Source organism: Streptomyces sp. NPDC006610, from assembly GCF_040611575.1.
Lineage (GTDB): Bacteria > Actinomycetota > Actinomycetes > Streptomycetales > Streptomycetaceae > Streptomyces.
Map to the genome: position 1 here is coordinate 137,935 of NZ_JBEXOP010000014.1, position 23,551 is coordinate 161,485.

Annotated in this window: 23 protein-coding genes and 1 riboswitch; of the genes, 16 read left to right on the top strand and 7 right to left on the bottom strand. The window is 71.6% G+C overall.

What is annotated here, in order from left to right; all coding sequences use genetic code 11:
- Positions 1-47: 47 nt before the first annotated feature.
- Positions 48-113, top strand: a riboswitch (guanidine-III (ykkC-III) riboswitch).
- Positions 114-124: 11 nt separating this feature from the next.
- Positions 125-439, top strand: coding sequence for a multidrug efflux SMR transporter (locus tag ABZY13_RS14390; protein WP_356630361.1), 315 nt, complete (start codon positions 125-127; stop codon positions 437-439).
- 37 nt (positions 440-476) lie between these two features.
- Here the strand turns inward: ABZY13_RS14390 and ABZY13_RS14395 are convergent, their stop codons facing one another.
- Both ABZY13_RS14395 and ABZY13_RS14400 read right to left on the bottom strand, forming a co-directional pair.
- Positions 477-2,030 carry an MFS transporter gene (locus tag ABZY13_RS14395; RefSeq protein ID WP_356630363.1) on the bottom strand — a complete coding sequence of 518 codons (1,554 nt, stop codon included), beginning with the start codon at positions 2,028-2,030 and terminating at the stop codon, positions 477-479.
- A 225-nt stretch (positions 2,031-2,255) separates the two neighbouring features.
- Complete coding sequence (locus tag ABZY13_RS14400) at positions 2,256-2,678, bottom strand: secondary thiamine-phosphate synthase enzyme YjbQ (protein ID WP_356630365.1); 423 nt, start codon at positions 2,676-2,678, stop codon at positions 2,256-2,258.
- Positions 2,679-2,800: 122 nt separating this feature from the next.
- On the opposite strand from ABZY13_RS14400, the gene ABZY13_RS14405 reads away from it, so the two are divergent.
- From ABZY13_RS14405 to ABZY13_RS14430, 6 genes are all read left to right on the top strand, one after another.
- On the top strand, positions 2,801-2,884 hold the full coding sequence (locus ABZY13_RS14405; protein WP_349817350.1) for a putative leader peptide: 84 nt from the start codon (positions 2,801-2,803) through the stop codon (positions 2,882-2,884).
- A 236-nt stretch (positions 2,885-3,120) separates the two neighbouring features.
- Positions 3,121-3,975 (top strand): ABC transporter permease, encoded by an 855-nt coding sequence (locus tag ABZY13_RS14410; RefSeq protein ID WP_356630367.1) that lies wholly within the window; start codon positions 3,121-3,123, stop codon positions 3,973-3,975.
- Positions 3,948-4,685 carry an ABC transporter ATP-binding protein gene (locus ABZY13_RS14415; RefSeq protein ID WP_356630369.1) on the top strand — a complete coding sequence of 246 codons (738 nt, stop codon included), beginning with the start codon at positions 3,948-3,950 and terminating at the stop codon, positions 4,683-4,685. The genes ABZY13_RS14410 and ABZY13_RS14415 overlap by 28 nt, the downstream gene beginning before the upstream one ends.
- A gap of 134 nt (positions 4,686-4,819) precedes the next feature.
- Positions 4,820-5,845, top strand: a complete 1,026-nt coding sequence (locus tag ABZY13_RS14420) for an ABC transporter substrate-binding protein (RefSeq protein ID WP_356630371.1) — start codon at positions 4,820-4,822, stop codon at positions 5,843-5,845.
- A gap of 1 nt (position 5,846) precedes the next feature.
- A complete protein-coding gene (locus ABZY13_RS14425) occupies positions 5,847-7,004 on the top strand; it encodes an LLM class flavin-dependent oxidoreductase (protein ID WP_356630373.1) in 1,158 nt (385 codons plus the stop codon).
- A 42-nt stretch (positions 7,005-7,046) separates the two neighbouring features.
- On the top strand, positions 7,047-8,123 hold the full coding sequence (locus ABZY13_RS14430; RefSeq protein WP_356630375.1) for an NAD(P)-binding domain-containing protein: 1,077 nt from the start codon (positions 7,047-7,049) through the stop codon (positions 8,121-8,123).
- 12 nt (positions 8,124-8,135) lie between these two features.
- Here the strand turns inward: ABZY13_RS14430 and mltG are convergent, their stop codons facing one another.
- On the bottom strand, positions 8,136-8,975 hold the full coding sequence (gene mltG, locus ABZY13_RS14435; protein WP_356630377.1) for an endolytic transglycosylase MltG: 840 nt from the start codon (positions 8,973-8,975) through the stop codon (positions 8,136-8,138).
- A gap of 43 nt (positions 8,976-9,018) precedes the next feature.
- A complete protein-coding gene (locus ABZY13_RS14440; RefSeq protein ID WP_356630379.1) occupies positions 9,019-10,821 on the bottom strand; it encodes an ABC transporter ATP-binding protein in 1,803 nt (600 codons plus the stop codon).
- A 124-nt stretch (positions 10,822-10,945) separates the two neighbouring features.
- Between ABZY13_RS14440 and ABZY13_RS14445 the strand changes: the two genes are divergently transcribed.
- From ABZY13_RS14445 to ABZY13_RS14465, 5 genes are all read left to right on the top strand, one after another.
- Positions 10,946-11,398 (top strand): MarR family transcriptional regulator, encoded by a 453-nt coding sequence (locus tag ABZY13_RS14445; protein ID WP_356630381.1) that lies wholly within the window; start codon positions 10,946-10,948, stop codon positions 11,396-11,398.
- A gap of 370 nt (positions 11,399-11,768) precedes the next feature.
- Positions 11,769-13,619, top strand: coding sequence for an ABC transporter ATP-binding protein (locus ABZY13_RS14450; RefSeq protein ID WP_356630383.1), 1,851 nt, complete (start codon positions 11,769-11,771; stop codon positions 13,617-13,619).
- Positions 13,616-15,433, top strand: coding sequence for an ABC transporter ATP-binding protein (locus ABZY13_RS14455; protein ID WP_356630385.1), 1,818 nt, complete (start codon positions 13,616-13,618; stop codon positions 15,431-15,433). Before ABZY13_RS14450 ends, ABZY13_RS14455 begins: the two co-directional genes overlap by 4 nt.
- A 334-nt stretch (positions 15,434-15,767) precedes the next feature.
- The gene (locus ABZY13_RS14460) at positions 15,768-16,238 is read left to right on the top strand and encodes a DUF5709 domain-containing protein (RefSeq protein WP_356630387.1); all 471 of its coding nucleotides are present in this window, start codon (positions 15,768-15,770) and stop codon (positions 16,236-16,238) included.
- A 57-nt stretch (positions 16,239-16,295) separates the two neighbouring features.
- Positions 16,296-16,559: a type B 50S ribosomal protein L31 gene (locus tag ABZY13_RS14465; protein ID WP_356630389.1), complete on the top strand. Its 264-nt coding sequence runs from the start codon at positions 16,296-16,298 to the stop codon at positions 16,557-16,559.
- Between the two features lie 32 nt (positions 16,560-16,591).
- On the opposite strand, the gene ABZY13_RS14470 is transcribed toward ABZY13_RS14465, so the two are convergent.
- Positions 16,592-17,386, bottom strand: a complete 795-nt coding sequence (locus ABZY13_RS14470) for a metal-dependent hydrolase (RefSeq protein WP_356630433.1) — start codon at positions 17,384-17,386, stop codon at positions 16,592-16,594.
- 94 nt (positions 17,387-17,480) lie between these two features.
- Here ABZY13_RS14470 and ABZY13_RS14475 point away from each other — a divergent pair, with 94 nt between their 5' ends.
- Together ABZY13_RS14475 and ABZY13_RS14480 are read left to right on the top strand one after the other, a co-directional pair.
- Positions 17,481-20,045, top strand: coding sequence for a DUF3516 domain-containing protein (locus ABZY13_RS14475; RefSeq protein ID WP_356630391.1), 2,565 nt, complete (start codon positions 17,481-17,483; stop codon positions 20,043-20,045).
- 19 nt (positions 20,046-20,064) lie between these two features.
- The gene (locus ABZY13_RS14480) at positions 20,065-20,931 is read left to right on the top strand and encodes an acyl-CoA thioesterase II (protein WP_356630393.1); all 867 of its coding nucleotides are present in this window, start codon (positions 20,065-20,067) and stop codon (positions 20,929-20,931) included.
- Here the strand turns inward: ABZY13_RS14480 and ABZY13_RS14485 are convergent, their stop codons facing one another.
- Together ABZY13_RS14485 and ABZY13_RS14490 are read right to left on the bottom strand one after the other, a co-directional pair.
- On the bottom strand, positions 20,932-21,822 hold the full coding sequence (locus tag ABZY13_RS14485) for a DUF6397 family protein (protein WP_356630395.1): 891 nt from the start codon (positions 21,820-21,822) through the stop codon (positions 20,932-20,934). It abuts the gene before it with no gap.
- 121 nt (positions 21,823-21,943) lie between these two features.
- Positions 21,944-22,360, bottom strand: a complete 417-nt coding sequence (locus ABZY13_RS14490) for a roadblock/LC7 domain-containing protein (protein WP_356630397.1) — start codon at positions 22,358-22,360, stop codon at positions 21,944-21,946.
- Positions 22,361-22,454: 94 nt separating this feature from the next.
- Here ABZY13_RS14490 and ABZY13_RS14495 point away from each other — a divergent pair, with 94 nt between their 5' ends.
- Both ABZY13_RS14495 and ABZY13_RS14500 read left to right on the top strand, forming a co-directional pair.
- Positions 22,455-22,883 carry a PPOX class F420-dependent oxidoreductase gene (locus tag ABZY13_RS14495; RefSeq protein WP_356630399.1) on the top strand — a complete coding sequence of 143 codons (429 nt, stop codon included), beginning with the start codon at positions 22,455-22,457 and terminating at the stop codon, positions 22,881-22,883.
- A gap of 58 nt (positions 22,884-22,941) precedes the next feature.
- The gene (locus ABZY13_RS14500) at positions 22,942-23,541 is read left to right on the top strand and encodes a class I SAM-dependent methyltransferase (RefSeq protein ID WP_356630401.1); all 600 of its coding nucleotides are present in this window, start codon (positions 22,942-22,944) and stop codon (positions 23,539-23,541) included.
- Positions 23,542-23,551: the final 10 nt, after the last annotated feature.

Here is a 23,551-nt window from a genome sequence, read left to right on the forward strand (position 1 = left end):
CCGAACCAGCGGGAATTGCCCCCTCACAGGGCGTGTGAGAACGTGGAACGGAGCCCGATCAGTGGCTCCCGGACGAGGGGTGCCGTACCCGGCGTGCGACAAGACGGCCCGTTTGAGGGCAGTCATGTCGTGGATCATCCTCGTTCTCTCGGGCGTTCTGGAAGCCGTGTGGGCGACCGCGCTGGGCAGGTCCAAAGGGCTGAGCCGCCTCGTCCCGTCCCTGGTCTTCGTCGTCGGCCTCGGCGCGAGCATGGCCGGACTGGCGTACGCGACACGCGATCTGCCGGTCGGCACGGCCTACGCGGTGTGGGTCGGCATCGGTGCGGTGCTCACGATCCTGTATGCGATGCTCACCGGCCAGGAGTCGGTGAGCACGCTCAAAATCGTGTTCCTGACGCTGATCGTCGGCAGCGTGATCGGGCTCAAACTCGCCCACTGACGCCCGGCGTCCCCGTCACACCTGCGTCACACCTGCGTCACACCTGGCCGGACTCCGGCGTGCCCTTGAGGCGTTCCACGTCGGCGGCGCGCACCTGGATGGCCACGACGGCGATCAGCGCCGCCAGGACAGCGAAGATCGCCGCCATGATGAAGGCCGCCGAGACCCCGGCGGTGAGGACCTCGTGGCTCCAGGGCGGCGGAAGCTCACCGGTGCTCTCGAACCGCGCCCGCTCGGCCGGGGTCGCCTGGGCGAGGAACGCCGGAATCCGGCGCCCGGCCTCGTCGTTGCTCGCGGTGCCGAACACGGTGACCAGGATGGACAGCCCCAGCGAACCGCCCACCTGCTGCGTCGCGTTGAGCAGCCCGGAGGCCGCGCCGGTCTCCCGCGCCGACACGTTGGACAGCGCCATCAGCGTCAGCGACACGAACTCCATGCCCATGCCCAGGCTGAACACCAGCATCGGCCCGAGAACGCTGCCCGCGTAGGTGGAGTGGACGTCCGTGAGGGTCAGCCAGGCCAGTCCGGCCGCCGCCAGGATCGCGCCGATCACCATGAACGGCTTGGGGCCGTAGCGGGGCAGGAACTGCGAGGCCAGCCCTGCGCCGACCGTGATGACCGCGCTGACCGGCAGGAAGGCCAGTCCCGCCTGCATCGGGCTGAAGTCCAGCACGTTCTGCACGAACAGGGTGAGGAAGAAGAACATCCCGAACATGGCGGCGGCGAGGCACAGCATGATCCCGTACGTGCCCGCACGGTTGCGGTCGGCGAACATGTGCAGCGGCGTGATCGGCTGCCGGGACCGCCGTTCCACCAGGAGGAAGACCGCGAGGATCACCACGGCCGCGGCGAACGACGCCAGCGTCAGCGCGTCCCGCCAGCCGTCCTGGGCGGCCCGGATGAAGCCGTACACCAGCAGCACCATGCCCACCGTGGAGGTCAGCGCCCCGGCGACGTCGAAGCGGCCGGGATGACGTTCCGACTCCTTGATCCAGCGGGGCGTGGCCAACGCGATGAGCAGCCCGATGGGCACGTTGACGAACAGGACCCACCGCCAGTTGAGCCACTCGACGAGCACCCCGCCGGCGAGCAGCCCGATCGCGCCGCCGCCCGCCGAGACCGCCGCGAAGACGCCGAACGCCCGGTTGCGCTCCGGGCCTTCACGGAAGGTCGTGCTGATCAGGGACAGCGCCGTCGGGGAAGCGATGGCGCCACCGACGCCCTGGAGGGCTCGTGCGGCCAGCAACTGACCGGCGTTCTGGGCGAGCCCGCCGAGCAGCGAGGCCAGCACGAAGAGCAGCACGCCGAAGACGAACACCCGCCGTCTGCCGAGGATGTCCCCGACCCGGCCGCCGAGCAGCAGCAGACCGCCGAAGGTCAGGGTGTAGGCGTTGACGACCCACGACAGGCTGGTGGTGGAGAACTCCAGGGAACGCTGGATGTCCGGCAGGGCGATGTTCACGATGGTGATGTCCAGCACCACCATCAGCTGGCACGAGGCGATCACCAGCAGAGCCATCCCGTTCCCGCCCCCGCCGCGGGAACGGGCGGTGGTCTGCGGGGCGGACGTCGGCTGCGGGCTGCTGGTCATGACATGTCGCCCTCTCGGGGGCAGGCCCTCACGAGAGTCAGTGAACGCCCTTGCTGAGGGCGGTGAACGGTTCCGTCCACTGACGGTTCACCGTTCGACCGTACGCCCGCGCCCCGGCGGCCACCACTCGAAGGCGCGGGGCCGAGGGGCCCCACGGCCCCGCGCTCCTCGGCCCCGCACCGCGCGGTCCCGCGGTCCCCGTGCGCCGCGCGGTCGCGCGCCGGGTCAGCCGAGGAACGACAGCCGGACCTTGCGGTGGGTGTTGTCCTTGTTGGTGTCCACCAGGCACACCGACTGCCAGGTGCCCAGTTCCAGCCGCCCGTCGATCACGGGCAGGGTCGCGTGCGGGGGCACGAACGCGGGGAGGACGTGGTCGCGGCCGTGACCGGGGCTGCCGTGGCGGTGCTGCCAGCGGTCGTCGGCGGGGAGCAGGGTGTGCAGGGCGGCGAGCAGGTCGTCGTCACTGCCGGAACCGGTCTCGATGATCGCCACCCCGGCGGTGGCGTGCGGGACGAAGACGTTGAGCAGTCCGTCCCGGCCCGCCGCGGCCTCGCGCAGGAAGGACTCGCAGTCGCCGGTGATGTCGACGACGCGCTCCGCGGAGCCGGTGGCGATGTTCAGGACGCGGGTGGTGAACGCATCTGCCATGCCACCATCCTGACGCATGGGACCGGCCGTGCCCGGCAGCGGCCGACCAGTGGATGACACACCGGTCCACTCTGCGAGACACCCATTGACCGTGACTCCGCCGTCTGGCTACTTTCTGCCGCATGTTGCGTTCAGCCCTGCTCACCACGCGCGGTCACATCGACCTGCTGCGGGTGGCCTCCGCCGCCTGTCGCCGCGGCTGCTGACGCCCTCTCCCCCTCTTCGCTTCGGCTCTTCCCCGCGTCTTCCGGCGTGTTTCCCGCCTTCGGTTCCGCCTTGGCCCGCTCGAGATCTGTCCGCGGGTCGTGGGCCATGGACCCGCCTCGGCGGTCGTACGGCCCGCTTCGACGGTCGTACGGGCGCTGACGGCTCCTGAACCTCCGGCGTGGCAGTGCCGGGACACGCGCCCACCACGCGTCGCTCTTGTCCTCGTGGAGCCCTCATGACCATCAGCCATGCCCCACCCAGCCCCGTTCAGCTGGATATTTCCGATATATCGCGCACGTCGACAGTGCCGGCCGACCACCGGACCGCCCGTGTCCCGCGCTGGCTGCGCCGCACCACCGGGCCCGTCCTGCTGCTCGGGCTGTGGCAACTCCTCAGCTCGACGGGCGTCCTGGCCGCCGAGGTCCTCGCCTCACCCGGGCGGATCGCCCAGGTCGCCGGTGATCTGCTGGCCGACGGGTCGCTGCCCGCGGCCATGGGCACCTCGCTCCAGCGGGTCGCCGCCGGCCTGCTGCTCGGCACGGTCGTCGGCACCGGTCTCGCCCTGGTCTCGGGCCTGTTCAGAATCGGCGAGGACCTGGTGGACGCCTCCGTGCAGATGCTGCGCACGGTGCCGTTCGTGGGGCTGATCCCGCTGTTCATCATCTGGTTCGGCATCGGCGAGGCCCCGAAGATCGCCGTCATCACCCTCGGCGTGACCTTCCCGCTCTACCTCAACGTCTACGCCGGTATTCGCGGTGTGGACGCCCAGTTGATCGAGGCCGGGGAGTCGCTCGGCCTGTCGCGGTGGGGACTCGTGCGGCACGTCGTCCTGCCCGGCGCACTGCCCGGTGCGCTGACCGGCCTGCGCTACTCGCTCGGCATCGCCTGGCTCGCGCTGGTGTTCGCGGAGCAGATCAACGCCGACGCCGGCATCGGGTTCCTCATGGTGCAGGCACGGGACTTCCTGCGGACCGACGTGATCGTGGTCTGCCTCATCGTCTACGCCTTCCTCGGCCTGCTCGCCGACTTCATCGTCCGCTCGCTCGAAAGGCTGCTGCTGCAATGGCGACCGACATTCACCGGCCGGTGACCCCGCAGGCCGTGCACGTGGCCGGGCTGACCCGCTCCTTCGGCGGCCGGGCGGTGATCGAGAACCTCGAACTCGACATCCGACCAGGCGAGTTCGTGGCCCTGCTCGGCCGCAGTGGCTGCGGCAAGTCCACGCTGCTGCGCATCCTCGCCGGCCTCGACCGCGAGATCGAGGGCACGGTGCTGGTGCCGCGCCGCAAGGCCGTCGCCTTCCAGGCGCCGCGGCTGATGCCGTGGAAGAAGGTCTGGCGCAACGTCCTGCTGGGACTGCCGGGCAGGACCGAACGGGCCGTCGCCGCGCGGGCGCTGGACGAGGTCGGCCTCGGTCACCGCGCCGACGCCTGGCCCAAGACGCTGTCCGGCGGCGAGGCCCAGCGCGCCTCGCTGGCCCGCGCCCTGGTGCGCGAGCCCGATCTGCTGCTCCTGGACGAGCCTTTCGGGGCGCTGGACGCGCTCACCCGCATCAACGCCCAGCGCCTGGTCGGCGAGTTGTGGCAGCGGCGCGGCTGCGCCGTGCTGCTGGTCACGCACGACGTCGAGGAGGCCGTTCTGCTCGCCGACCGGGTCCTGGTCATGGACCACGGGGTCATCGCCCACGAACAGCACATCGGCCTCGACCGGCCGCGCGACCTCGCCGACCCGCGGTTCGCCGCACTGCGCGCCGGACTCCTGGAACGCCTCGGCGTCGGCACCGGCACCCAGGCCGCCTGAATCCCCGCGCCCCGAACCGACCTCCCCGACCTGCTTCTGCGCACCCGGGCCCGCCGACCACACCTCACCTGTCCGGCCCGGCCCTTCCGCACCCGCACCCGACCCCGACCCCGACCCCGACGAACGGAACCACCATGCGACGACGCCATCTCCCCGCGGCCCTGCTCCTCCCCCTCGCCCTGGCCCTCACCGCATGCGGCGGGACCTCGGCAGCCGACTCCTCGTCCGGCGTCGACGGCAAGGGCTCCCTCACGCTCAACGTCGGTGACCAGAAAGGGGGTTCCGAAGCGGTCCTGCGCGCCGCCGGGGAACTCGACGACCTCGACTACAAGATCAAGTGGTCCACCTTCACCTCCGGACCGCCCTTGCTGGAGGCCGTCAACGCCAAGGCCGTCGACATCGGTGGCGTCGGCAACACGCCACCGGTGTTCGCGGCGGGCGCCGGCTCCAGGATCACGGTCGTGGCCGCGTGGCACGGCACGTCCAAGGGCGACACCATCCTCGTGCCGCACGGCTCCGAGCTGTCCGGCACGCAGCAACTCAAGGGCAGGTCGGTCGCCGTGGCGCAGGGCTCGTCGGCGCACTACCAACTCGTCGCCTCACTGCGGAAGGCGGGCCTCTCGCCGAGCGACGTCAAGGTGAAGTACCTCCAGCCGGCCGACGCGCTCGCCGCGTTCACCAGCGGCAAGGTCGACGCATGGGCGGTGTGGGACCCGTACACCTCCCAGGTGCTGGGGGCGAAGCAGGGCCGCGTCCTCACCACCGGCGACGGCGTGACCAACGGCCTCACCTTCCAGGTCGCCGCGCCGCACGCCCTCGCGGACGAGGAGAAGTCCGCGGCCATCGAGGACTACCTGGACCGGCTGCGGCGGGCTCAGGACTGGGTGTACGACCATCCCGAGGAATGGGCCGAGGTGTGGGCCAAGGACACCGGTCTGCCCTACGAGGTGGCGCTGGCCTCGGTGAAGCGCACCAACGGCACGCGGGTCCCGGTCGCCGTCGACGATGCGGCCATCGCGTCCGAGCAGGAGATCGTCGACACCTTCGCCGAACTGAAGCTGATCCCCGAGAAGGTCGACTTCGCCGATTTCGTCGACACCCGCTACAACGGCGGCCTTCCGCCGTCCACCACCGCTCCCCGCGTCTACAAGGAGTCTTGACATGACCGTCCGTCTCCACTGGTTCCTGCCCACGGGCGGCGACGGCCGCACCCTGGTGGACCGGCACGCCTACGCCCCGAACGACCTCGGCGCGCCCCGCGCGGTCGGCGGCGTGCGCGCCCCGGACATCGAGTACCTCGCCCAGATCGCCAAGGCCGCCGAGCAACTGGGGTTCGAGGCGGTGCTCACGCCGACCGGCACCTGGTGCGAGGACGCCTGGCTGACCACGGTGGCGCTCGCCCAGCACACCGAGCGGCTGAAGTTCCTGGTGGCGTTCCGGCCGGGGCTGCTCTCGCCGACGCTGGCCGCGCAGATGGCGGCGACGTACCAGCGCCTCACCCGCGGACGGCTGCTGCTGAACGTGGTCACCGGCGGCGACTCCGACGAGCAGCGCCGCTTCGGCGACCGTCTCGGCCACGACCAGCGCTACGCCCGCACCGACGAGTTCCTCTCGGTCGTCCGCGGGGTCTGGCAGGGGCTGCCGTACGACTTCCACGGCAGCCACTACCGGATCGACGGCGGGCTGACCGCGCTGCCCCCGGAGCCGGTGCCGCCGTTGTTCTTCGGTGGTTCGTCGGCGGCGGCCGGTCCGGTCGCGGCACGGCACGCGGACGTGTATCTGACCTGGGGCGAGCCTCCCGCGCAGGTCAAGGAGAAGATCGACTGGATCCGCTCGCTCGCCGAGCGGGAGGGCCGCGAGGTGCGCTTCGGCGTCCGGCTGCACACCATCTCGCGCGACTCGTCGGCCGAGGCGTGGGCGGCCGCGGACCGGCTGCTCGACGATCTCGACCCGGACACGATCGCCGCCGCACAGGCCGCGCTGGGGCGCAGCGAGTCCGTGGGGCAGCGACGGATGCTCGCGCTGCACGGCGGCTCGCGCAAGGACCTGGAGATCCACCCCAACCTGTGGGCGGGTGTGGGGCTGGTCCGCGGCGGTGCGGGGACCGCGCTGGTCGGCAGCCATGGCGAGGTGGCGGAACGGATCGAGGAGTATCACGCCCTGGGCGTCGAGCACTTCGTGCTGTCCGGCTATCCGCACCTGGAGGAGGCGTACTGGTTCGGCGAGGGGGTGATTCCCGAGCTGGCCGCCCGGGGGCTGCTGACGCATGCGCCGGGCGGTCCGGCCGGTGCGCCGCTGCTGGTGGCGAGCGGGCGCTGACCTCGCGGGAAGATCCACGGCCCCACGGGGGTTGGGGGAAGCGTGGACAGTGTGCGCGAGGTCGAGGTGGTCGTCATCGGCGCCGGTCAGGCCGGACTGGCCGGCGCCTATCACCTGCGGCGGTCCGGTCTCGAGCCGGACCGCGACTTCGTCGTCCTGGACCGCTCCCCCGCGCCGGGCGGCGCCTGGCAGTTCCGCTGGCCCTCGCTGACGTACGGCAAGGTGCACGGCATGCACGCGCTGCCCGGCATGGAACTGACGGACGCCGATCCGGCACGGCCGTCGTCCGAGGTCGTCGGCGCCTACTTCGCGGCGTACGAGGAGACCTTCGGCCTGCGTGTACGGCGTCCCGTGGACGTGCGTGCCGTGCGGGAGGGACCGGGCGGGCGGCTGCTCGTGGAGACCTCGGCGGGCGTCTGGTCGGCGCGGGCGCTGATCAACGCGACGGGGACCTGGGACCGGCCGTTCTGGCCGCGCTACCCGGGCCAGGAGACCTTCCGCGGGTGGCAGCTGCACACCGCGCAGTATCCCGGTCCGCAGGCGTTCGCCGGGCAGCGGGTCGTCGTGGTGGGCGGCGGCGCGTCCGGGACGCAGCATCTGCTGGAGATCGCGCCGGTGGCCGCGGCCACGACCTGGGTGACGCGCCGGCCGCCCGTCTTCCGCGAGGGGCCGTTCGACGAGGAGGCGGGCCGGGCCGCGGTCGCGCTCGTGGAGGAACGGGTGCGGCAGGGGCTGCCGCCGCGCAGCGTCGTCTCCGTCACCGGGCTGCCGCTGAACGACGCCCTCCGGCAGGGTCTCGCGAGCGGTGTGCTCGACCGCCGGCCGATGTTCGACCGGATCACGACGGACGGCGTGGAGTGGCGGGACGGGCAGCGCGTGGCCGCCGACGCCATTCTGTGGGCGACGGGGTTCCGGGCAGCCATCGGGCATCTCGCACCGCTGGGTCTGCGCGAGCCGGGCGGCGGCATCCGGGTCGACGGAACGCGTGCGGTGGCCGACCCGCGGATCCATCTCGTCGGGTACGGCCCCTCCGCCAGCACCATCGGCGCCAACCGGGCCGGGCGGGCGGCCGTACGGGACATACGACGGCTCCTGGCCCGGGAGGCGCTCGCCGCCTGACCGGGCGCCGGCTCAGCGCGCCGGGCTCTGTCCGGGCCGGCGCTGTGCGTTGAACGCGGCCACGTTGCGCTGGTGCTCGGCGTAGTCGGCCGTGAAGCGGGTGTCGCCCGGTTTGACCGTGACGAAGTACAGCCAGTCGCCCGGCGTCGGGCGGATGGCGGCGCGCATCGCGTCCGCGCCCGGGTTGGCGATGGGCGTAGGCGGCAGGCCCATGCGCTGGTACGAGTTGTAGGGACTGTCGATGCGGGTGTCGCTGAGCGTGGTGTTCGGCGTCCTGCGGTTGAGCGCGTAATGGATGGTGGAGTCCATCTGGAGCGGCATCCCGCGCTCCAGCCGGTTGAAGACGACCCGGGCCACCTTTCCCATGTCGGCCTTGGTGGCCGCTTCCGCCTGGACGATGCTGGCGATGGTGACCGCCTGGTAGACGTTCATTGCGTTGCGCTGCGCCCCGGCGGCGACCGGGGCGGCGTTGAACTTCTTGGTGGCGGTGTCGACCATGACCTTCAGCAGCAACCGGGGGGTCGACTTGTCGTCGAGCGGATATGTCGCCGGGTAGAGATAGCCCTCCGGGTTGCCCTCGGCGTCGTTCGGCAATGTCAGACCCGCCGTGGGCACCGCCTTCTTCGTGGTGCCGGGCGGCAGGGCGAGGGCCTTGTCGACGGCCGCGTAGACCTGGGTGGCGCGCCAGCCCTCCGGGATCACCAGGGCGGGCTTCGGGTCCTCCTCGCCCTGGAGAGTCAGCAGCGGCACCGCCACGGCGGTGCCGGCCACGACGGCTCCGGTCGCGATGAGGGCGACCCGGCCCCGGCGCGTCAGTCGAATCGTGTTCCGTGGCGGAGTGTTGGTCTGCATGCGGGCACGGTAACCCGCAGGTGCGGGCAAACCCGGCATATCTTCAGCCGGTCGGCTCCAGTCGGGCGTCCCTGCGGACCAGGGCGGCGTACCGGCCGTCGCGCCCCAGCAGTTCCTGGTGCGTGCCCCGTTCCACCGCGCGTCCGCCGTCGAGGACGACGATCTGGTGGGCGCCCCGGACGGTGGACAGACGGTGCGCGATCGTGAGCGTCGTCCGGTTCGCCGACAGCCGGTCGATCGCCTCCTGGACGGCCTGCTCGGTGCGGGTGTCCAGGGCGCTGGTCGCCTCGTCGAGGATCAGCACGGGCGGGTCGCGCAGGATGGTGCGGGCGATGGCCAGGCGCTGTTTCTCCCCGCCGGAGAAGCGGTGGCCGCGCTCGCCGACGACGGTGTCGTAGCCGTCGGGCAGCGAGGCGATGTGGTCGTGGATCTGGGCGGCCCGCGCGGCGGCGTGCAGTTCCTCGTCCGTGGCATCGGGCTTGGCGAAGCGCAGGTTGTCGGCGATCGAGGCGTGGAAGAGGTACGTCTCCTGGGAGACGACGCCGACCGCGCGGGCGAGTGTGTCGAAGTCGAGGTCGCGGACGTCGACGCCGTCGAGGGTGACCCGGCCGCCCGTCACGTCGTACAGCCGTGGCACCAGGTAGCCCAGCGTGGACTTCCCGGCGCCGGTCGGGCCGACGATCGCGAGGCTGCCGCCGGCGGGGACGGTGAGGTCGATGCCGTCGAGGACCGGACCGCTCCTGTCGTCGTAGTGGAACCGGACGTTCTCGAAGGCGACCTCCCCCTTGATCCTCTCCAGACGGACGGGGCGCTCGGGTTCGGTGATGTCGACGGGCAGGTCGAGGTACTCGAAGATGCGCTGGAAGAGCGCGAGGGAGGCCTGGATCTGCACGCCGGTGCCGAGCAGGCTCACAGCCGGGCGGAACAGGCCCTGCTGGAGCGAGACGAACGCGACGATCGTGCCGAGGGAGACCTCCGGTCCGCCCATATGGAGAGCGAGCCCGGCGGTCCAGTAGATGACGGCGGGCATCGCGGCCATCACGATCGTGACGACCGCCATCCGCCACCGGCCGGCCATGTTCGCCCGCACCTCGAGGTCGACCAGGGCCTCCGACTCGTCGGCGAAGGACTTCGTCAGCGAGTCGGCACGGCCCATGGTGCGGCCGAGCAGGATGCCGCTGACGGAGAGCGACTCGGTGACGGTGGCGGCCATCGCGGCCATCTGCTTCTGGCGCCGGGTGGTGATCCGCCGCCGCTCGTCGCCGACCCGTCTGCTGATCCACACGAAGACCGGCAGCAGGAGCAGCGAGACGACCGTCAGCCGCCAGTCGAGGACGAGCATGGCGATGATCGTGGCGACGACGCTGGTGAAGTTGGAGACGAGCGACGTCGCGGTGGAGGTGACGGTGGCCTGCATCCCGCCGATGTCGTTGGCGATGCGGGACTGGACCTCGCCGGTGCGCGTGCGCGTGAAGAAGGCCAGGGACATGCGCTGGAGGCGGCCGTAGACGGCGGTGCGCAGGTCGTGCATGACCCGCTGGCCGACGGTCGTGGAGATCAGTGTCTGCAGCACGCCGAAGACGCTGGTCAGCACGGCGCTGAGGATCATGCCGAGGGCGAGCAGGGTGAGCAGGCCGGTGCGGCCCTCGGGGAGGGCGACGTCGAGGATCGCCTTCAGCAGGAACGGCGAGGCGACCGTGACCAGCGAGGCGGCGCCGACGAGCAGGGCGACGACCAGGAGACGGCCGCGGTAGGGACGGAACAGCGCGAGGATGCGCCGCGTCTGCCGGGGTCCCTCCCCGTCGTCGGCGGGCGGCTTCCAGGTCGGTTCTTGGTCGGGGTGCATGGGCTCCTCATGGAGGGGTGGACGCGGCTCCGCACGAGGGGAGGGCCGACCGCAGGGGATCGAGCGGATCGTAGCTCATTGTTACCTATACTCACAATGAATGGCATCCTGATATTGTTCCCGCATGACCACCCCCGATCCGGACGGTTTGCTGGCCGAGCAACTGCTGCGGCTCACCCGCCGGGTGCACCGCATCCAGAAGCGTCATCTGGAGCAGCGCGCGCTCGGCATCACGCCGGCCCAGTCGCGGCTGCTGCGCACGCTCGCCCACTACGGTTCGCCGCCGCGCATGGCCGACCTGGCCGAGCGCCTCGAGGTGGTGCCGCGTGCCGTGACGACGCTGGTCGACGGTCTGGAGGCGAGCGGCATGGTCCGGCGCGCGCCCGACCGCGTCAACCGGCGGGTGATCCGCATCGAACTCACCGAGGACGGCCGCAAGGCTTTGCGCGAGCTGCGCGGCGCCCGCCGCTCGGCCGCTGACGAGATCCTGGCGCCCCTGACGCAGGAACAACGCCGTGTCCTGGGCGGGCTGCTGGACACACTGATCGACGGGGCGCCGCTGGAGGGCCCGTACTGAGGACCTCGTCCGCCGCGCGCGGGAGTACCAAGGCGTGGCCGGCACCGGGCGGGGGCCGGATCCGGGCGGGTGTGGGGACACGAAGGCGTGGCCGGATGTGAGTGCCCGCGAGGGTGCGAAGACGTAGCCGGATCCGTGCGGCCACGGGGAAAACGGGTTGCTTTCGACCACGCGTTGACGCGAACCTTTCACGGCCTGCTGCCGCCGTTCGCGGCCCTTCGTGCTGCGCAACGGCATGTCGTCCGTCATCGACTTCTCGTCCTCCCACGTCTTCTCCTCCCGGCTCGCCCGCTCCTCTCGTCGCTCTCGCTCCTTACCCTGACCCGCTCGCCACTCGCCCCGCCCGTCGACACCTAGCCACTGGGACGTCATGCAGATCCAAGACCTTCCGTATCCCGACCCCGGCGTGCCGGACGCACGCTCGGGACCGCGATTGCTGTGGTGGCTGGGCCGGAACCAACTTCGCGGTCAGCTCAAGTCGCTGGCCTGGGGACTGCTCCACTTCGTGGCGGTCTCCTCGCTGCCGTTCTGCGTCGGCTTCGCCGTCCAGGCCGTCGTCGACCGCTCCGGCGGCCGGCTCGCCCTCGCGGGCGGAATGCTGGCCCTGGCCTGCGCCGGCACCGCCGTCGGCGACACCTTCCTGCACCGGGCCGCCGTCACCAACTGGATCACGGCTGCCGCCCGCCTCCAGCAACTCCTGGCCCGCAAGGCCGCCCACCTCGGCTCCGCGCTGACCCGGCGGGTCGCGGCGGGCGAGGTGGTGGCCGTGTCCACGGGCGACGTCGAACGCATCGGCTGGTTCGTGGAGGCCATCTCCCGCTTCAGCGCCGCGGCCGTCACCGCGGTGCTCGTCTGCGTCGGTCTGGTCGTCTACCAGCCGGCCCTCGGCGTCGTCGTCGCGGTCGGCCTGCCGGTGCTGGCGGTGGCGGTCCTGCCGTTGCTGCCCCGCGCCACTCGGCGCGCCGACGTCCAGCGAGAGAAGGCCGGTCGCGCCACCGAACTGGCCTCGGACACCGTCGCCGGCCTGCGCGTGCTCCGCGGCATCGGCGGCGAGGAACTGTTCCTCGACCGCTACCGCAGGGCCTCGCAGGAGGTCCGGCACGCCGCCGTGCGCAGCGCCCGCATGTGGGCGCTGATCTCCGCGATCCAGGTGCTGCTGCCGGGAGTGCTGCTCATCGTGGTCGTCTGGTACGGCGTCCATCTGACCCGCGAAGGCCGTGTCACCGTCGGCGAACTCGTCACCGTCTACAGCTCCGTCATGATCCTCACCTACCCGTTGCGGCACTTCGAGGAGATCGCCATGGCGTACTCCTTCTCCCGCCCCGCCGCCCGGCGGGCCGCCGCGGTGCTGTCACTGGAACGGGCCACCGACACGGACGGCTCCCGCGCGGCCGACCTGCCGAGCGGCGATCTGTACGACCCCGCCACCGGTCTGCTCGCCCCCGCCGGACGCCTCACCGCCGTGGTGTGCGGCGACCCGGACGCCGCCGGACGGCTGGCGGAACGTCTCGGCGGACACCCCTCCGAGGAGGGCGTCTCCGTGCGGCTGGGCGGCGTCCCGCTGGACGAACTGCCCCTGGACAGCGCCCGCACCGCCGTCCTGGTCCAGGACAAGGACCCGGTCCTGCTGTCCGGCACCCTGCGAGAACTGCTCGACGTACCCGCCTCCGGGGGCGTCGAACCGGCGGAGGCGCTGGCCGCCGCCCAGTGCGACGACGTCCTGGCGGCGCTCGCCCAGGGCTCCCTGCACGCCGACGACCCGATGGACGCGCGGATCACCGAACGCGGGCGCTCTCTGTCGGGCGGCCAGCGCCAGCGGCTGGCTCTCGCCCGCTCCCTGATCACCGACCCGGAGGTGCTGGTCCTGGACGAGCCGACCTCTGCCGTCGACTCCCACACCGAGGCGCGGATCGCCGAGGGCGTGCGTGGACTGCGCAGCGGCCGCACCACAGTCGTCTTCACCTCCTCCCCGCTGCTGCTGGACCGCGCGGACCGGGTGGTGCTCGTCCACGAGGGCGAGGTCGCCGCGGTCGGCGTCCACCGGGACCTGGTGCACAAGGAGCCCCGGTACCGGGCCGTGGTGACCCGCGAGACCGAGGAGGAGACCGCCACGGGCGGCCCCCACGGTGACCCGGACGGCCTGAACCACATGAAGAACATGAACAACATGGACGACCTGCACGACCTGGACGACCTGGAAGAGATCGAGGAGACCGCATGATCGGCCTCGCGCCGCCGGACCACGACCCGGCGGCCCCGACGACGGCCCACACGCTGCCGGTCGGCGCTCCCGCGACCGTGCGCGCCTATGTGGCCGAGCTGTTCCGCAGGCACCGCCGGGCCTTTCTCCTCCTCATCACCGTCAACACGATCGCCGTGATCGCCTCGATGGTCGGCCCCTACCTGCTCGGCGGGCTCGTCGAGCGGGTGTCGCAGGGCGCACGGGAGCTCCATCTCGGACTCACCGTCACCCTGTTCGCGGTGGCGCTGATCGTGCAGGCCGGTTTCGTGCGCGAGGTACGGCTGCGCGGCGCCGTACTCGGTGAGCGGATGCTGGCCGACCTGCGTGAAGATTTCCTCGTCCGGTCGGTAGGACTGCCGCCCGGTGTCCTCGAACGGGCCGGCACGGGCGATCTGCTGTCCCGGATCACCACGGACGTCGACCGGCTCGCCAACGCCATGCGGGAGGCCGTGCCGCAACTGGCGATCGGCGTCGTCTGGGTGGTGCTGCTGCTGGGCGGTCTCGTCGTCACCGCGCCCCCGCTGGCCGCTGCCGTGCTGCTCGCGCTGCCGCTGCTGATCGTCGGCTGCCGCTGGTACTTCCGGCGCGCGCCGTCCGCCTACCGCTCGGAGTCCGCCGGGTACGCCGCCGTCGCCGCCGCTCTCGCGGAGACCGTCGACGCCGGGCACACCGTCGAGGCGCACCGCCTCGGCGCGCGCCGGGTGGAGCTGTCCGACCGGCGGATCAAGGAGTGGACCGCCTGGGAGCGCTACACGCTCTGGCTGCGGTCGGTGCTCTTCCCGGTCATCAATGTCACGCATGTCACGGTCCTGTCTTCGGTCCTCATGGTCGGCGGGGCGTTCGTCCTGCAGGGCTGGCTCGACGTCGGTCAGCTGACGACCGGCGCGCTGATCGCCCAGATGCTGGTCGACCCGGTCGGGCTGATCCTGCGCTGGTACGACGAGCTGCAGGTCGCCCAGGTGTCGCTGGGCCGGCTGGTCGGCGTCCGGGACATCGAGCCGGCCGCCGGTGACCCCTCGGTGGCGCCCGACGGGCGCGATGTGCACGCCGACCGGGTGCGCTTCGGCTATCTGGACGGCGTGGACGTCCTGCGCAGGGTGTCGCTGGAGGTCGCCCCCGGCACCCGGCTGGCGCTGGTGGGTCCCTCGGGGGCGGGCAAGTCCACGCTGGGCCGTCTGCTCGCCGGCATCTACGCCCCTCGGGAGGGCCGGATCACCCTCGGCGGCGCCGAACTGTCCCGGATGCCCGCGGAACGCGTCCGCTCCCACGTCGCCCTCGTCAACCAGGAGCACCACGTCTTCGTGGGATCCCTGCGCGACAACCTGCTCCTCGCCCTGCCGCCCTCCCGGCTGCGGTCGGGCGAGGGGACACGCGTCGAAGCCGTCGACGCCGAGCTGTGGGCGGCGCTCGCCGCGGTGGACGCGGACGAGTGGGTGCGAGGGCTCGACGACGGCCTGGACACGGAGGTCGGCTCGGGCGGGCTGGCGCTCACCCCCGCACAGGCCCAGCAGATCGCGCTGGCCCGGCTGGTGCTGGCCGACCCGCACACGCTGGTGCTGGACGAGGCCACCTCGTTGCTCGATCCCCGCGCGGCACGCCATCTGGAGCGGTCCCTGGCCCGCGTCCTCGACGGCCGCACGGTCGTCGCCATCGCACACCGCCTCCACACGGCCCACGACGCCGACGTCATAGCCGTCGTCGAGAACGGCCGGATCACCGAGCTGGGCAGCCACGACGAGCTGGTCGCGGCGGACGGCGCGTACGCGGCGCTGTGGCGGTCCTGGCACGGGTGAGACACCGGGGCGGGGCCCGGGCTTGGGCGTACCTGGGCTTAGACCTGGGGTGGACCTGGGCTGCCGGAAGAAGCGGCGGGCCGAACCGGGCTCGGGCCTTGCGCCGGGCGGCACGCCGGCGCAAGGGCCCGTCCCGGAGTCCCGGGCGCGGGATGCCGTCCGGCCCGGGGAGGCGACCTCCGCCCGTCGGAGGCCGGCGGCCGTCGCCCGTGCCGTTGCGCGGGTGCGAAAAGGGGTGGAAGGCTGGAAGACGGCGCAGGCTCGGGGAGCGCCCGTGAACCCGCGTGGCCGACCGCTGCGGGAGCGGCCCCGTCCTGACCACCTGGAGGTACCCGTGAACAGCGCCGACGGATGGGGTGACGACGTCTACCAGCCCGACGCCTCCGAGATTCAGGACGATTCGGGACTGCTCGACGCGGAGGACACCCTGGAGAACGACGGGGTCGACAGTCCTCTGGACCGCGGCTGGTCCCCTCCCGAGAGGCCCTGGGCGGTCGAGCACACCGGCGTCACCGCCGCCGAGCGGCAGGCTGGCGAAACCCTCGACCAGCGGCTGGCCGAGGAACTCCCCGACCTCGCCCCGCCGGACGGAGACGGCATCGGCGACTGCGACGGCACCGACGGCGAGCCCCTCGACAACGAGGTCGGCGCGGCCCGCTCCGGCCGGCTCGTCGCCCCGGACGAAGGTGCGCACGAGGACGAGGAGAGCGCGCTGGTCGCCACCGACGTCGGCATCGACGGCGCCGCCGCCTCCGCGGAGGAGGCAGCCGTGCACATCGTCGACGAGGACAGCCTCTACGGCTGACCCCGGCCGCCGTCCGCATCCGCACCCGGCAACGTCACCGCCACCCCAGGAGCAGCCATGCAGCAGGACAAGCACCCCGAATACCACCCCGTCGTCTTCCGTGACCGGGCCGCCGGGTACGCCTTCCTGACCAGGTCCACCGCGACCAGCGACCAGACGATCGAGTGGGACGACGGCGAGACCTACCCCGTCGTGGACGTCGAGATCTCCTCCGAGAGCCACCCCTTCTACACGGGCAAGGCCCGCACGGTCGACACCGAGGGCCGCGTCGCCCGTTTCGAACGCCGCTACGGCGAGGGAATCCGCCGCGCCTCCGAATGAGACCAGGCGGCTGCCCCGCGGAGGAGGGCGCCTCAGATCACGTTCAGCGCCGCCGCGCCGCCGACTCCGCCGAGCACCATGAACGCCGGCATCAGCACCTTGAGCTCCACCCAGCTGCCCGCCCGGAACCGCATGCCCCTGGGCGGGCCGATCGGATACCAGCGCTTGCGGCCCAGCGGTATCGGCCACAGGATCGGGCAGCCCGACACGGTCAGCGCGTCCCCGATGTCGTGCACCAGCGCGCCCAGCACGATCGGCAGGCCCAGCCACAGGTACTCCTGGCCCGGCTCCGTGAACAGCCAGTCCGCGCCGTTGCCGGGCTGGTCCAGGATCCCGGCGAGGATCCAGGCGCTCGTCGCCGCCAGCAGCCACACCAGCACATCGCTGCTCGAACCACGGGTGGCCCGCCACAGCAGGCCCTCGATGGCCAGCACCAGGTGCACGAAGAGGAGCGCGAGCACCGCCCAGCGCCCTCCGGTGATCGCCAGCACCGAGGCGCCTGCGCCGATCAGGACCGCCCAGAGCCAGGTGTGGGTCAGCGTGCGGTGACCGCCGGAGCGGCGCGGGTCGCCCTGCTTCTTGGTCGCCTTGTACACGGCGTAGGAAAGCTTGTCGACGATCCCGCACAGCCAGCGCGAAAGCGGTCCGAAGGCGCGCGAGATGGTGGCCGCCTTGTGGTCGAGGTCCGGGGCGAGCGCGGCGCCGGCGCAGATCAGGGCGCCGCACAGCAGAACCGGCCAGGGCATCGAGTGCCCCGCCGCCGTCGCGGCCGCTCCGACACCGAGCCAGGCCGCGGCGCCGGAGAGAGAATGCGCTGGTCCCATCATCGCCGTAGCCCGCCCCGTTCCTGGTGTGCCGCTGTGCAGTTGGCGCTGTGCGCCGACGTCGTGCCGGCGACACAGCGTAGCGTTCGCGATCTTCGTGCGGGCATCCGATTCCCTCATCCGACCGCAGGCCAGGCAAGATGGGGGCGTGACCCTCATCGATCAGCTGCCGCAGACCGCCGACCCCGACGCCCTCTACGAAGCCTTCGAGTCGTGGGCCCAGGATCGCGGTCTCACCCTCTACCCCCACCAGGAGGAGGCGCTGATCGAGGTGGTGTCCGGCGCGAACGTGATCGTGTCGACGCCCACCGGATCCGGCAAGAGCATGATCGCCGCGGGCGCCCACTTCGCCGCGCTGGCCCGCGACGAGGTCACCTTCTACACGGCCCCGATCAAGGCGCTCGTCTCGGAGAAGTTCTTCGAGCTGTGCAAGCTGTTCGGCACCGAGAACGTCGGTATGCTCACCGGCGACGCCTCCGTCAACGCCGACGCCCCGGTGATCTGCTGCACCGCCGAGGTCCTCGCGTCGATCGCACTGCGCGACGGCAGGCACGCGGACGTCGGCCAGGTCGTCATGGACGAGTTCCACTTCTACGCCGAGCCGGACCGGGGCTGGGCCTGGCAGATTCCGCTGCTCGAACTGCCGCAGGCGCAGTTCATCCTGATGTCCGCCACCCTCGGCGACGTCTCGATGTTCGAGAAGGACCTCACCCGGCGCACCGGCCGCCCGACCTCGGTGGTCCGCTCGGCGACGCGGCCCGTGCCGCTCTCCTACGAGTACCGCCGCACCCCGCTCACCGAAACGCTGACCGAGCTGCTCGAGACGCGTCAAGCGCCCGTCTACATCGTGCACTTCACCCAGGCCCAGGCCGTGGAACGGGCGCAGGCGCTGATGAGCATCAACATGTGCTCGCGGGAGGAGAAGGACCGGATCGCCGAGCTGATCGGCAACTTCCGCTTCACGACCAAGTTCGGCCGCAACCTCTCCCGGTACGTCCGGCACGGCATCGGCGTGCACCACGCCGGCATGCTGCCGAAGTACCGGCGCCTGGTGGAGAAGCTGGCGCAGGCCGGTCTGCTGAAGGTCATCTGCGGCACCGACACCCTGGGCGTCGGCGTCAACGTGCCCATCCGCACCGTGCTGTTCACGGCGCTGACCAAGTACGACGGCAGCCGGGTGCGCACGCTGCGCGCGCGGGAGTTCCACCAGATCGCCGGGCGGGCCGGGCGGGCGGGCTTCGACACGGAGGGCTTCGTCGTCGCCCAGGCGCCCGAGCACGTCATCGAGAACGAGAAGGCACTCGCCAAGGCGGGCGACGATCCGAAGAAGCGTCGCAAGGTGGTGCGCAAGAAGGCGCCCGAGGGTTTCGTGGCCTGGTCGGAGGACACCTTCGAGAAGCTCATCGCCTCCGAACCGGAGCCGCTGACGTCGCGTTTCCGGGTGACGCACACGATGCTGCTGTCGGTGATCGCCCGTCCCGGCAACGCCTTCGAGGCGATGCGCCATCTGCTGGAGGACAACCACGAGCCGCGAAAGCAGCAGTTGCGGCACATCCGGCGCGCGATCGCCATCTACCGCTCGCTGCTCGACGGCGGCATCGTCGAGAAGCTGGACACGCCCGACGCCGAGGGCCGTATCGTCCGGCTCACGGTGGATCTGCAGCAGGACTTCGCCCTGAACCAGCCGCTGTCGACGTTCGCCCTGGCCGCCTTCGAGCTCCTGGACCCGGAATCGCCGTCGTACGCCCTGGACATGGTGTCCGTCGTGGAGTCCACGCTCGACGACCCGCGCCAGATCCTCGCCGCCCAGCAGAACAAGGCGCGGGGCGAGGCCGTGGCGGCGATGAAGGCGGACGGTGTCGAGTACGAGGAGCGCATGGAGCGGCTCCAGGACATCACCTACCCGAAGCCCTTGGAGGAGTTGCTCTTCCACGCGTACGACACGTACCGCAAGAGCCATCCGTGGGTCGGCGACCATCCGCTGTCGCCGAAGTCCGTCGTCCGGGACATGTACGAGCGCGCGCTGTCCTTCACGGAGCTGGTCTCCGTCTACGAGCTGGCCCGCACCGAGGGCATCGTGCTGCGCTACCTGGCCGGCGCCTACAAGGCCCTCGACCACACCGTCCCGGACGACCTGAAATCGGAGGACCTGGAGGATCTGATCGCCTGGCTGGGCGAGATGGTGCGCCAGGTGGACTCCAGTCTGCTCGACGAGTGGGAGCAGCTCGCCAACCCGGAGGAGATGACCGCCGAGGAGGCCCAGGAGAAGGCCGACCAGGTCAAGCCGGTCACCGCCAACGCACGCGCCTTCCGCGTCCTGGTGCGCAACGCGATGTTCCGCCGGGTCGAGCTGGCCGCCCTGGACCAGGTCGAGGAGCTGGGCGAGCTGGACGGCGAGTCCGGCTGGGACGCGCAGGCCTGGGGTGAGGCGATGGACAAGTACTGGGACGAGTACGACGACCTCGGCACCGGCCCCGACGCCCGCGGCCCGAAGCTGCTGTTGATCGAGGAGGAGCCGGAGCACGGGCTGTGGCGCGTCCGGCAGATCTTCGACGACCCCAATGACGATCATGACTGGGGCATCAGCGCGGAGATCGATCTGGCGGCCTCCGACGCGGAGGGCCGCGCCGTGGTCCGCGTCACCGACGTCGGACAGCTGTGAGCACAGGAGAAAGGCACCCATGACGAACCCGGCCGAGAAGCTCGTCGATCTGCTCGACCTGGAGCCGATCGAGGTCAACATCTTCCGGGGCCGCAGCCCCGAGGAGTCGCTGCAGCGGGTCTTCGGCGGCCAGGTCGCGGGCCAGGCGCTGGTGGCCGCGGGTCGGACCACGGAGGGCGACCGGCCCGTGCACTCGCTGCACGCGTACTTCCTGCGCCCGGGCCGCCCCGGGGTGCCGATCGTGTACCAGGTCGAACGGGTGCGGGACGGGCGGTCGTTCACGACCCGCCGGGTCACCGCTGTGCAGCAGGGCCGCACGATCTTCAATCTCACCGCCTCCTTTCACAAGCCCGAGGAAGGGAGCTTCGAGCATCAGTTGCCGCCGGCCCGAGAGGTTCCCGACCCGGAGTCCCTGCCGACGGTGGTGGACGAGATCCGGGAGCATCTGGGGGAGTTGCCGGAACAGTTGGAGCGGATGGCGCGGCGTCAGCCCTTCGACATCCGTTATGTGGACCGGTTGCGCTGGACGCCCGACGAGATCAAGGGCGCGGACCCGCGCAGCGCGGTATGGATGCGCGCGGTCGGTCCGCTGGGTGACGATCCGCTCGTGCACACCTGCGCGCTGACGTACGCCAGTGACATGACGCTGCTGGACGCGGTCCGCATTCCGGTCGAGCCGTTGTGGGGTCCGCGGGGGTTCGACATGGCGTCGCTGGATCACGCGATGTGGTTCCACCGGCCGTTCCGCGCGGACGAGTGGTTCCTGTACGACCAGGAGTCGCCGATCGCCACGGGCGGGCGAGGGCTCGCCCGAGGCCGGATCTACGACCTTGAGGGCCGGCTGCTGGTGTCGGTCGTCCAGGAAGGGCTGTTCCGGGCGCTGTAGTCAGACGCCTCTGCATCGCCGCAGCCAGTGCAGCAGGCTGCGAGGCCGCTGCGGCTCGGCTGCGTCCCGGCGCGGCTCGGGCAGGGTGTGCACCGGTGCCGACGGGCGGGTGGGACGCGGCGCCTGCCGGTGTTCGCGGGCCTCGGCCAGGGCTGCCGCGAGGTCGGCCCGCAGCCAGTCGATCTCGTCCGCGTCGCTCGCCGTCATGAGCTGCTCGGCGAGCCGCGCGGCCGGTGTTCCGGGGCTGGTGTGGCCGGGCGGTCCCGGCCGGAACCGGTTCAGGTGAGCGCGTTCGTAGGGGTCCTTGACCACGTCGGCGATCAGCGCGGGGTCGAGCAGCGCCGCGAAGGCCCCGGCGCGTTCCCAGGGGTCCTCGGCCTGTCGCAGCATGAATCCGAGGTGGCGTCCGCGCCAGTTGCGGGGGCGCAGGTCGAGCCCTGTGTCCAGTTGCTTCTTCAGCGGCTCGGGCGTGCGCCCGTTGAGCAGCGGGGCGTTCTTCTCGTCCGCGGCGAACTGCCCCACCTCGTCGGCCAGGTAGATCCAGACCAGGGCGCCGTAGCGGTTCACGTAGAAGAGGACCGGCACGATCAGGCCGAGGCGGGCCAGGCGCTTGAACCGCGCCTCGGACACGTCCATGAGTCTGGCCGCCTCGGTGCCGGCCACCGCGCGGACGCCGTCCCGCAGTGTGTCGGGGAAGCCGTCCAGTGAGCGCAGCCGTTCGATCTCGGTACGGGCGACGCGGCGTCCTCCGCCTCCCTCGTCGGTCACGGTGCGGATCCGTCCGAGGTTCACGGCCAGCTCGAACTCACGTCGTTTCAGGCCCAGCTCGCGGGCGGCGTGGCTCGGTGCGAGGCTCGCGCGCCTCGATGCGGTGACGGTGCTGCCTGACATGGTGCCCCCGTGGAGGTTCTGTGCTCACGCTGTGTGCGTTGGCGATGACAGAACCGTAACCGGTCTCGCCGAGATCGCGGCGAGCCTGTGGATAACTCCGCAGGGGTGAAGAACGAGCAGGTCAGGACGGTTCGTTCGGGGTCTGCTGTTCGGGCTTTCGGGCATCGAGCCCGAGGTGCTCGCCGACCCGGTTGACGAGCAGGGTCATCTCGTAGCCGATCTGGCCGATGTCCGCCTGGGCGCCGCTGAGCACGCACAGGCAGCTGCCGCTGCCGGCGGCGGTGACGAAGAGGACCGCCTCGTCGAACTCGACCATCGTCTGGCGCACCTGCCCGGCGCCGAAGTGGCGTCCCGATCCCTTGGCCAGGCTGTGCAGGCCGGACGCCACCGCCGCCAGGTGCTCGGCGTCCTCGCGTCGCAGTCCCGTACTCGCTCCGGTCACCAGCCCGTCGTTGGACAGGACCAGCGCATGCCGCACATGCTCGACGCGCTCGGTCAGGTCGTCCAGCAGCCAGCCCAGTTTCCGGTTCTGCGCCATGGTTCGGTCTCCCCGTGTGCCGACTCCCCCTGGCCGGAGGATCTCTCCGCCAGCCTTCCCCACGACCGGTTCCCGGGCAAGGAGGATGTCGGGCATGGCGGATAAGATGACCGACACCGAGTGGCGCGAGTTCGTCACACACGGCACCCGTACCGCGAAACTGGCCACCGTCCGGGCGGACGGGCGCCCGCACCTCGCCCCCGTCTGGTTCCTGCTCGACGGCGACGAGCTGGTCTTCACCACCGGCAGGGGAACGGTCAAGGGACGCAACCTTGCCCGGGACGGCCGGGTCGCCCTGTGCGTGGACGACGACCGGCCGCCGTTCGCCCATACGGTCCTGGAGGGCCGCGCCCGGATCGTGGAGGATCTGGTGGAGGTCCGGCGCTGGGCGGCCCTCCTCGGCGCGCGGTACATGGGTGAGGAGCGGGCGGAGGAATTCGGCGCCCGCAACGGTGTACCCGGAGAACTCCTCGTCCGGGTGGTGATCGACAAGGTGCCGGCGGAGAAGGGGGTGTCCGACTGAGCCCACTCGCACACGGGTACACCGACGCGTAACTCGCTGGTGGGGGATGATGCGGAACATGAGCGACGACCGCACACACGTCCAGGAGTTCTTCGCGGCCCGTGCGGCCGGCTGGGACGGCAGATTCCCGCACGACGGCCCGGCCTACGCGGCGGCTGTCGCCGAGCTGGGCCTGCGCGCGGGTGACCGGGTCCTCGACGCGGGGTGCGGCACAGGTCGCGCCCTGCCACCACTGCGGGCCGCCGTGGGACCCGCGGGGGTGGTCCTGGGGGTGGATCTGACCGCCGCCATGCTGGACGTCGCGGTACGCGCCGGTCGTGATCGTGACGGGCGGCTCCTGCTCGCCGACGTGGCGGCACTGCCGCTGCGTTCCGGCTCGCTCGACGCGGTGTTCGCGGCGGGCCTGGTCGCACACTTGCCCGAACCATTGGCGAATCTGCGGGAGTTGGCGCGCGTGGTGCGCAGCGGCGGTGTGCTGGCGCTGTTCCACCCCATCGGCCGGGCCGCGCTCGCGGCCCGCCATGGCCGCCGGATCACATCCGACGACCTGCGCGCGGAGCCCAACCTTCGCCCGCTGCTGGCGAAGGCGGGGTGGCGCATGACGTCGTACACCGACGAGGACACCCGCTTCCTCGCCCTGGCCGTCCGGGAAGAGTGATGCCCAGGGG

Bases quoted from the DNA above. Each gene is read 5' to 3' on its own strand.
- ABZY13_RS14390 (WP_356630361.1), top strand. From the start codon at position 125: ATGTCGTGGATCATCCTCGTTCTCTCGGGCGTTCTGGAAGCCGTGTGG.
- ABZY13_RS14395 (WP_356630363.1), bottom strand. From the start codon at position 2,030: ATGACCAGCAGCCCGCAGCCGACGTCCGCCCCGCAGACCACCGCCCGT.
- ABZY13_RS14400 (WP_356630365.1), bottom strand. From the start codon at position 2,678: ATGGCAGATGCGTTCACCACCCGCGTCCTGAACATCGCCACCGGCTCC.
- ABZY13_RS14405 (WP_349817350.1), top strand. From the start codon at position 2,801: ATGTTGCGTTCAGCCCTGCTCACCACGCGCGGTCACATCGACCTGCTG.
- ABZY13_RS14410 (WP_356630367.1), top strand. From the start codon at position 3,121: ATGACCATCAGCCATGCCCCACCCAGCCCCGTTCAGCTGGATATTTCC.
- ABZY13_RS14415 (WP_356630369.1), top strand. From the start codon at position 3,948: ATGGCGACCGACATTCACCGGCCGGTGACCCCGCAGGCCGTGCACGTG.
- ABZY13_RS14420 (WP_356630371.1), top strand. From the start codon at position 4,820: ATGCGACGACGCCATCTCCCCGCGGCCCTGCTCCTCCCCCTCGCCCTG.
- ABZY13_RS14425 (WP_356630373.1), top strand. From the start codon at position 5,847: ATGACCGTCCGTCTCCACTGGTTCCTGCCCACGGGCGGCGACGGCCGC.
- mltG (WP_356630377.1), bottom strand. From the start codon at position 8,975: ATGCAGACCAACACTCCGCCACGGAACACGATTCGACTGACGCGCCGG.
- ABZY13_RS14440 (WP_356630379.1), bottom strand. From the start codon at position 10,821: ATGCACCCCGACCAAGAACCGACCTGGAAGCCGCCCGCCGACGACGGG.
- ABZY13_RS14445 (WP_356630381.1), top strand. From the start codon at position 10,946: ATGACCACCCCCGATCCGGACGGTTTGCTGGCCGAGCAACTGCTGCGG.
- ABZY13_RS14450 (WP_356630383.1), top strand. From the start codon at position 11,769: ATGCAGATCCAAGACCTTCCGTATCCCGACCCCGGCGTGCCGGACGCA.
- ABZY13_RS14455 (WP_356630385.1), top strand. From the start codon at position 13,616: ATGATCGGCCTCGCGCCGCCGGACCACGACCCGGCGGCCCCGACGACG.
- ABZY13_RS14465 (WP_356630389.1), top strand. From the start codon at position 16,296: ATGCAGCAGGACAAGCACCCCGAATACCACCCCGTCGTCTTCCGTGAC.
- ABZY13_RS14470 (WP_356630433.1), bottom strand. From the start codon at position 17,386: ATGATGGGACCAGCGCATTCTCTCTCCGGCGCCGCGGCCTGGCTCGGT.
- ABZY13_RS14480 (WP_356630393.1), top strand. From the start codon at position 20,065: ATGACGAACCCGGCCGAGAAGCTCGTCGATCTGCTCGACCTGGAGCCG.
- ABZY13_RS14485 (WP_356630395.1), bottom strand. From the start codon at position 21,822: ATGTCAGGCAGCACCGTCACCGCATCGAGGCGCGCGAGCCTCGCACCG.
- ABZY13_RS14490 (WP_356630397.1), bottom strand. From the start codon at position 22,360: ATGGCGCAGAACCGGAAACTGGGCTGGCTGCTGGACGACCTGACCGAG.
- ABZY13_RS14495 (WP_356630399.1), top strand. From the start codon at position 22,455: ATGGCGGATAAGATGACCGACACCGAGTGGCGCGAGTTCGTCACACAC.
- ABZY13_RS14500 (WP_356630401.1), top strand. From the start codon at position 22,942: ATGAGCGACGACCGCACACACGTCCAGGAGTTCTTCGCGGCCCGTGCG.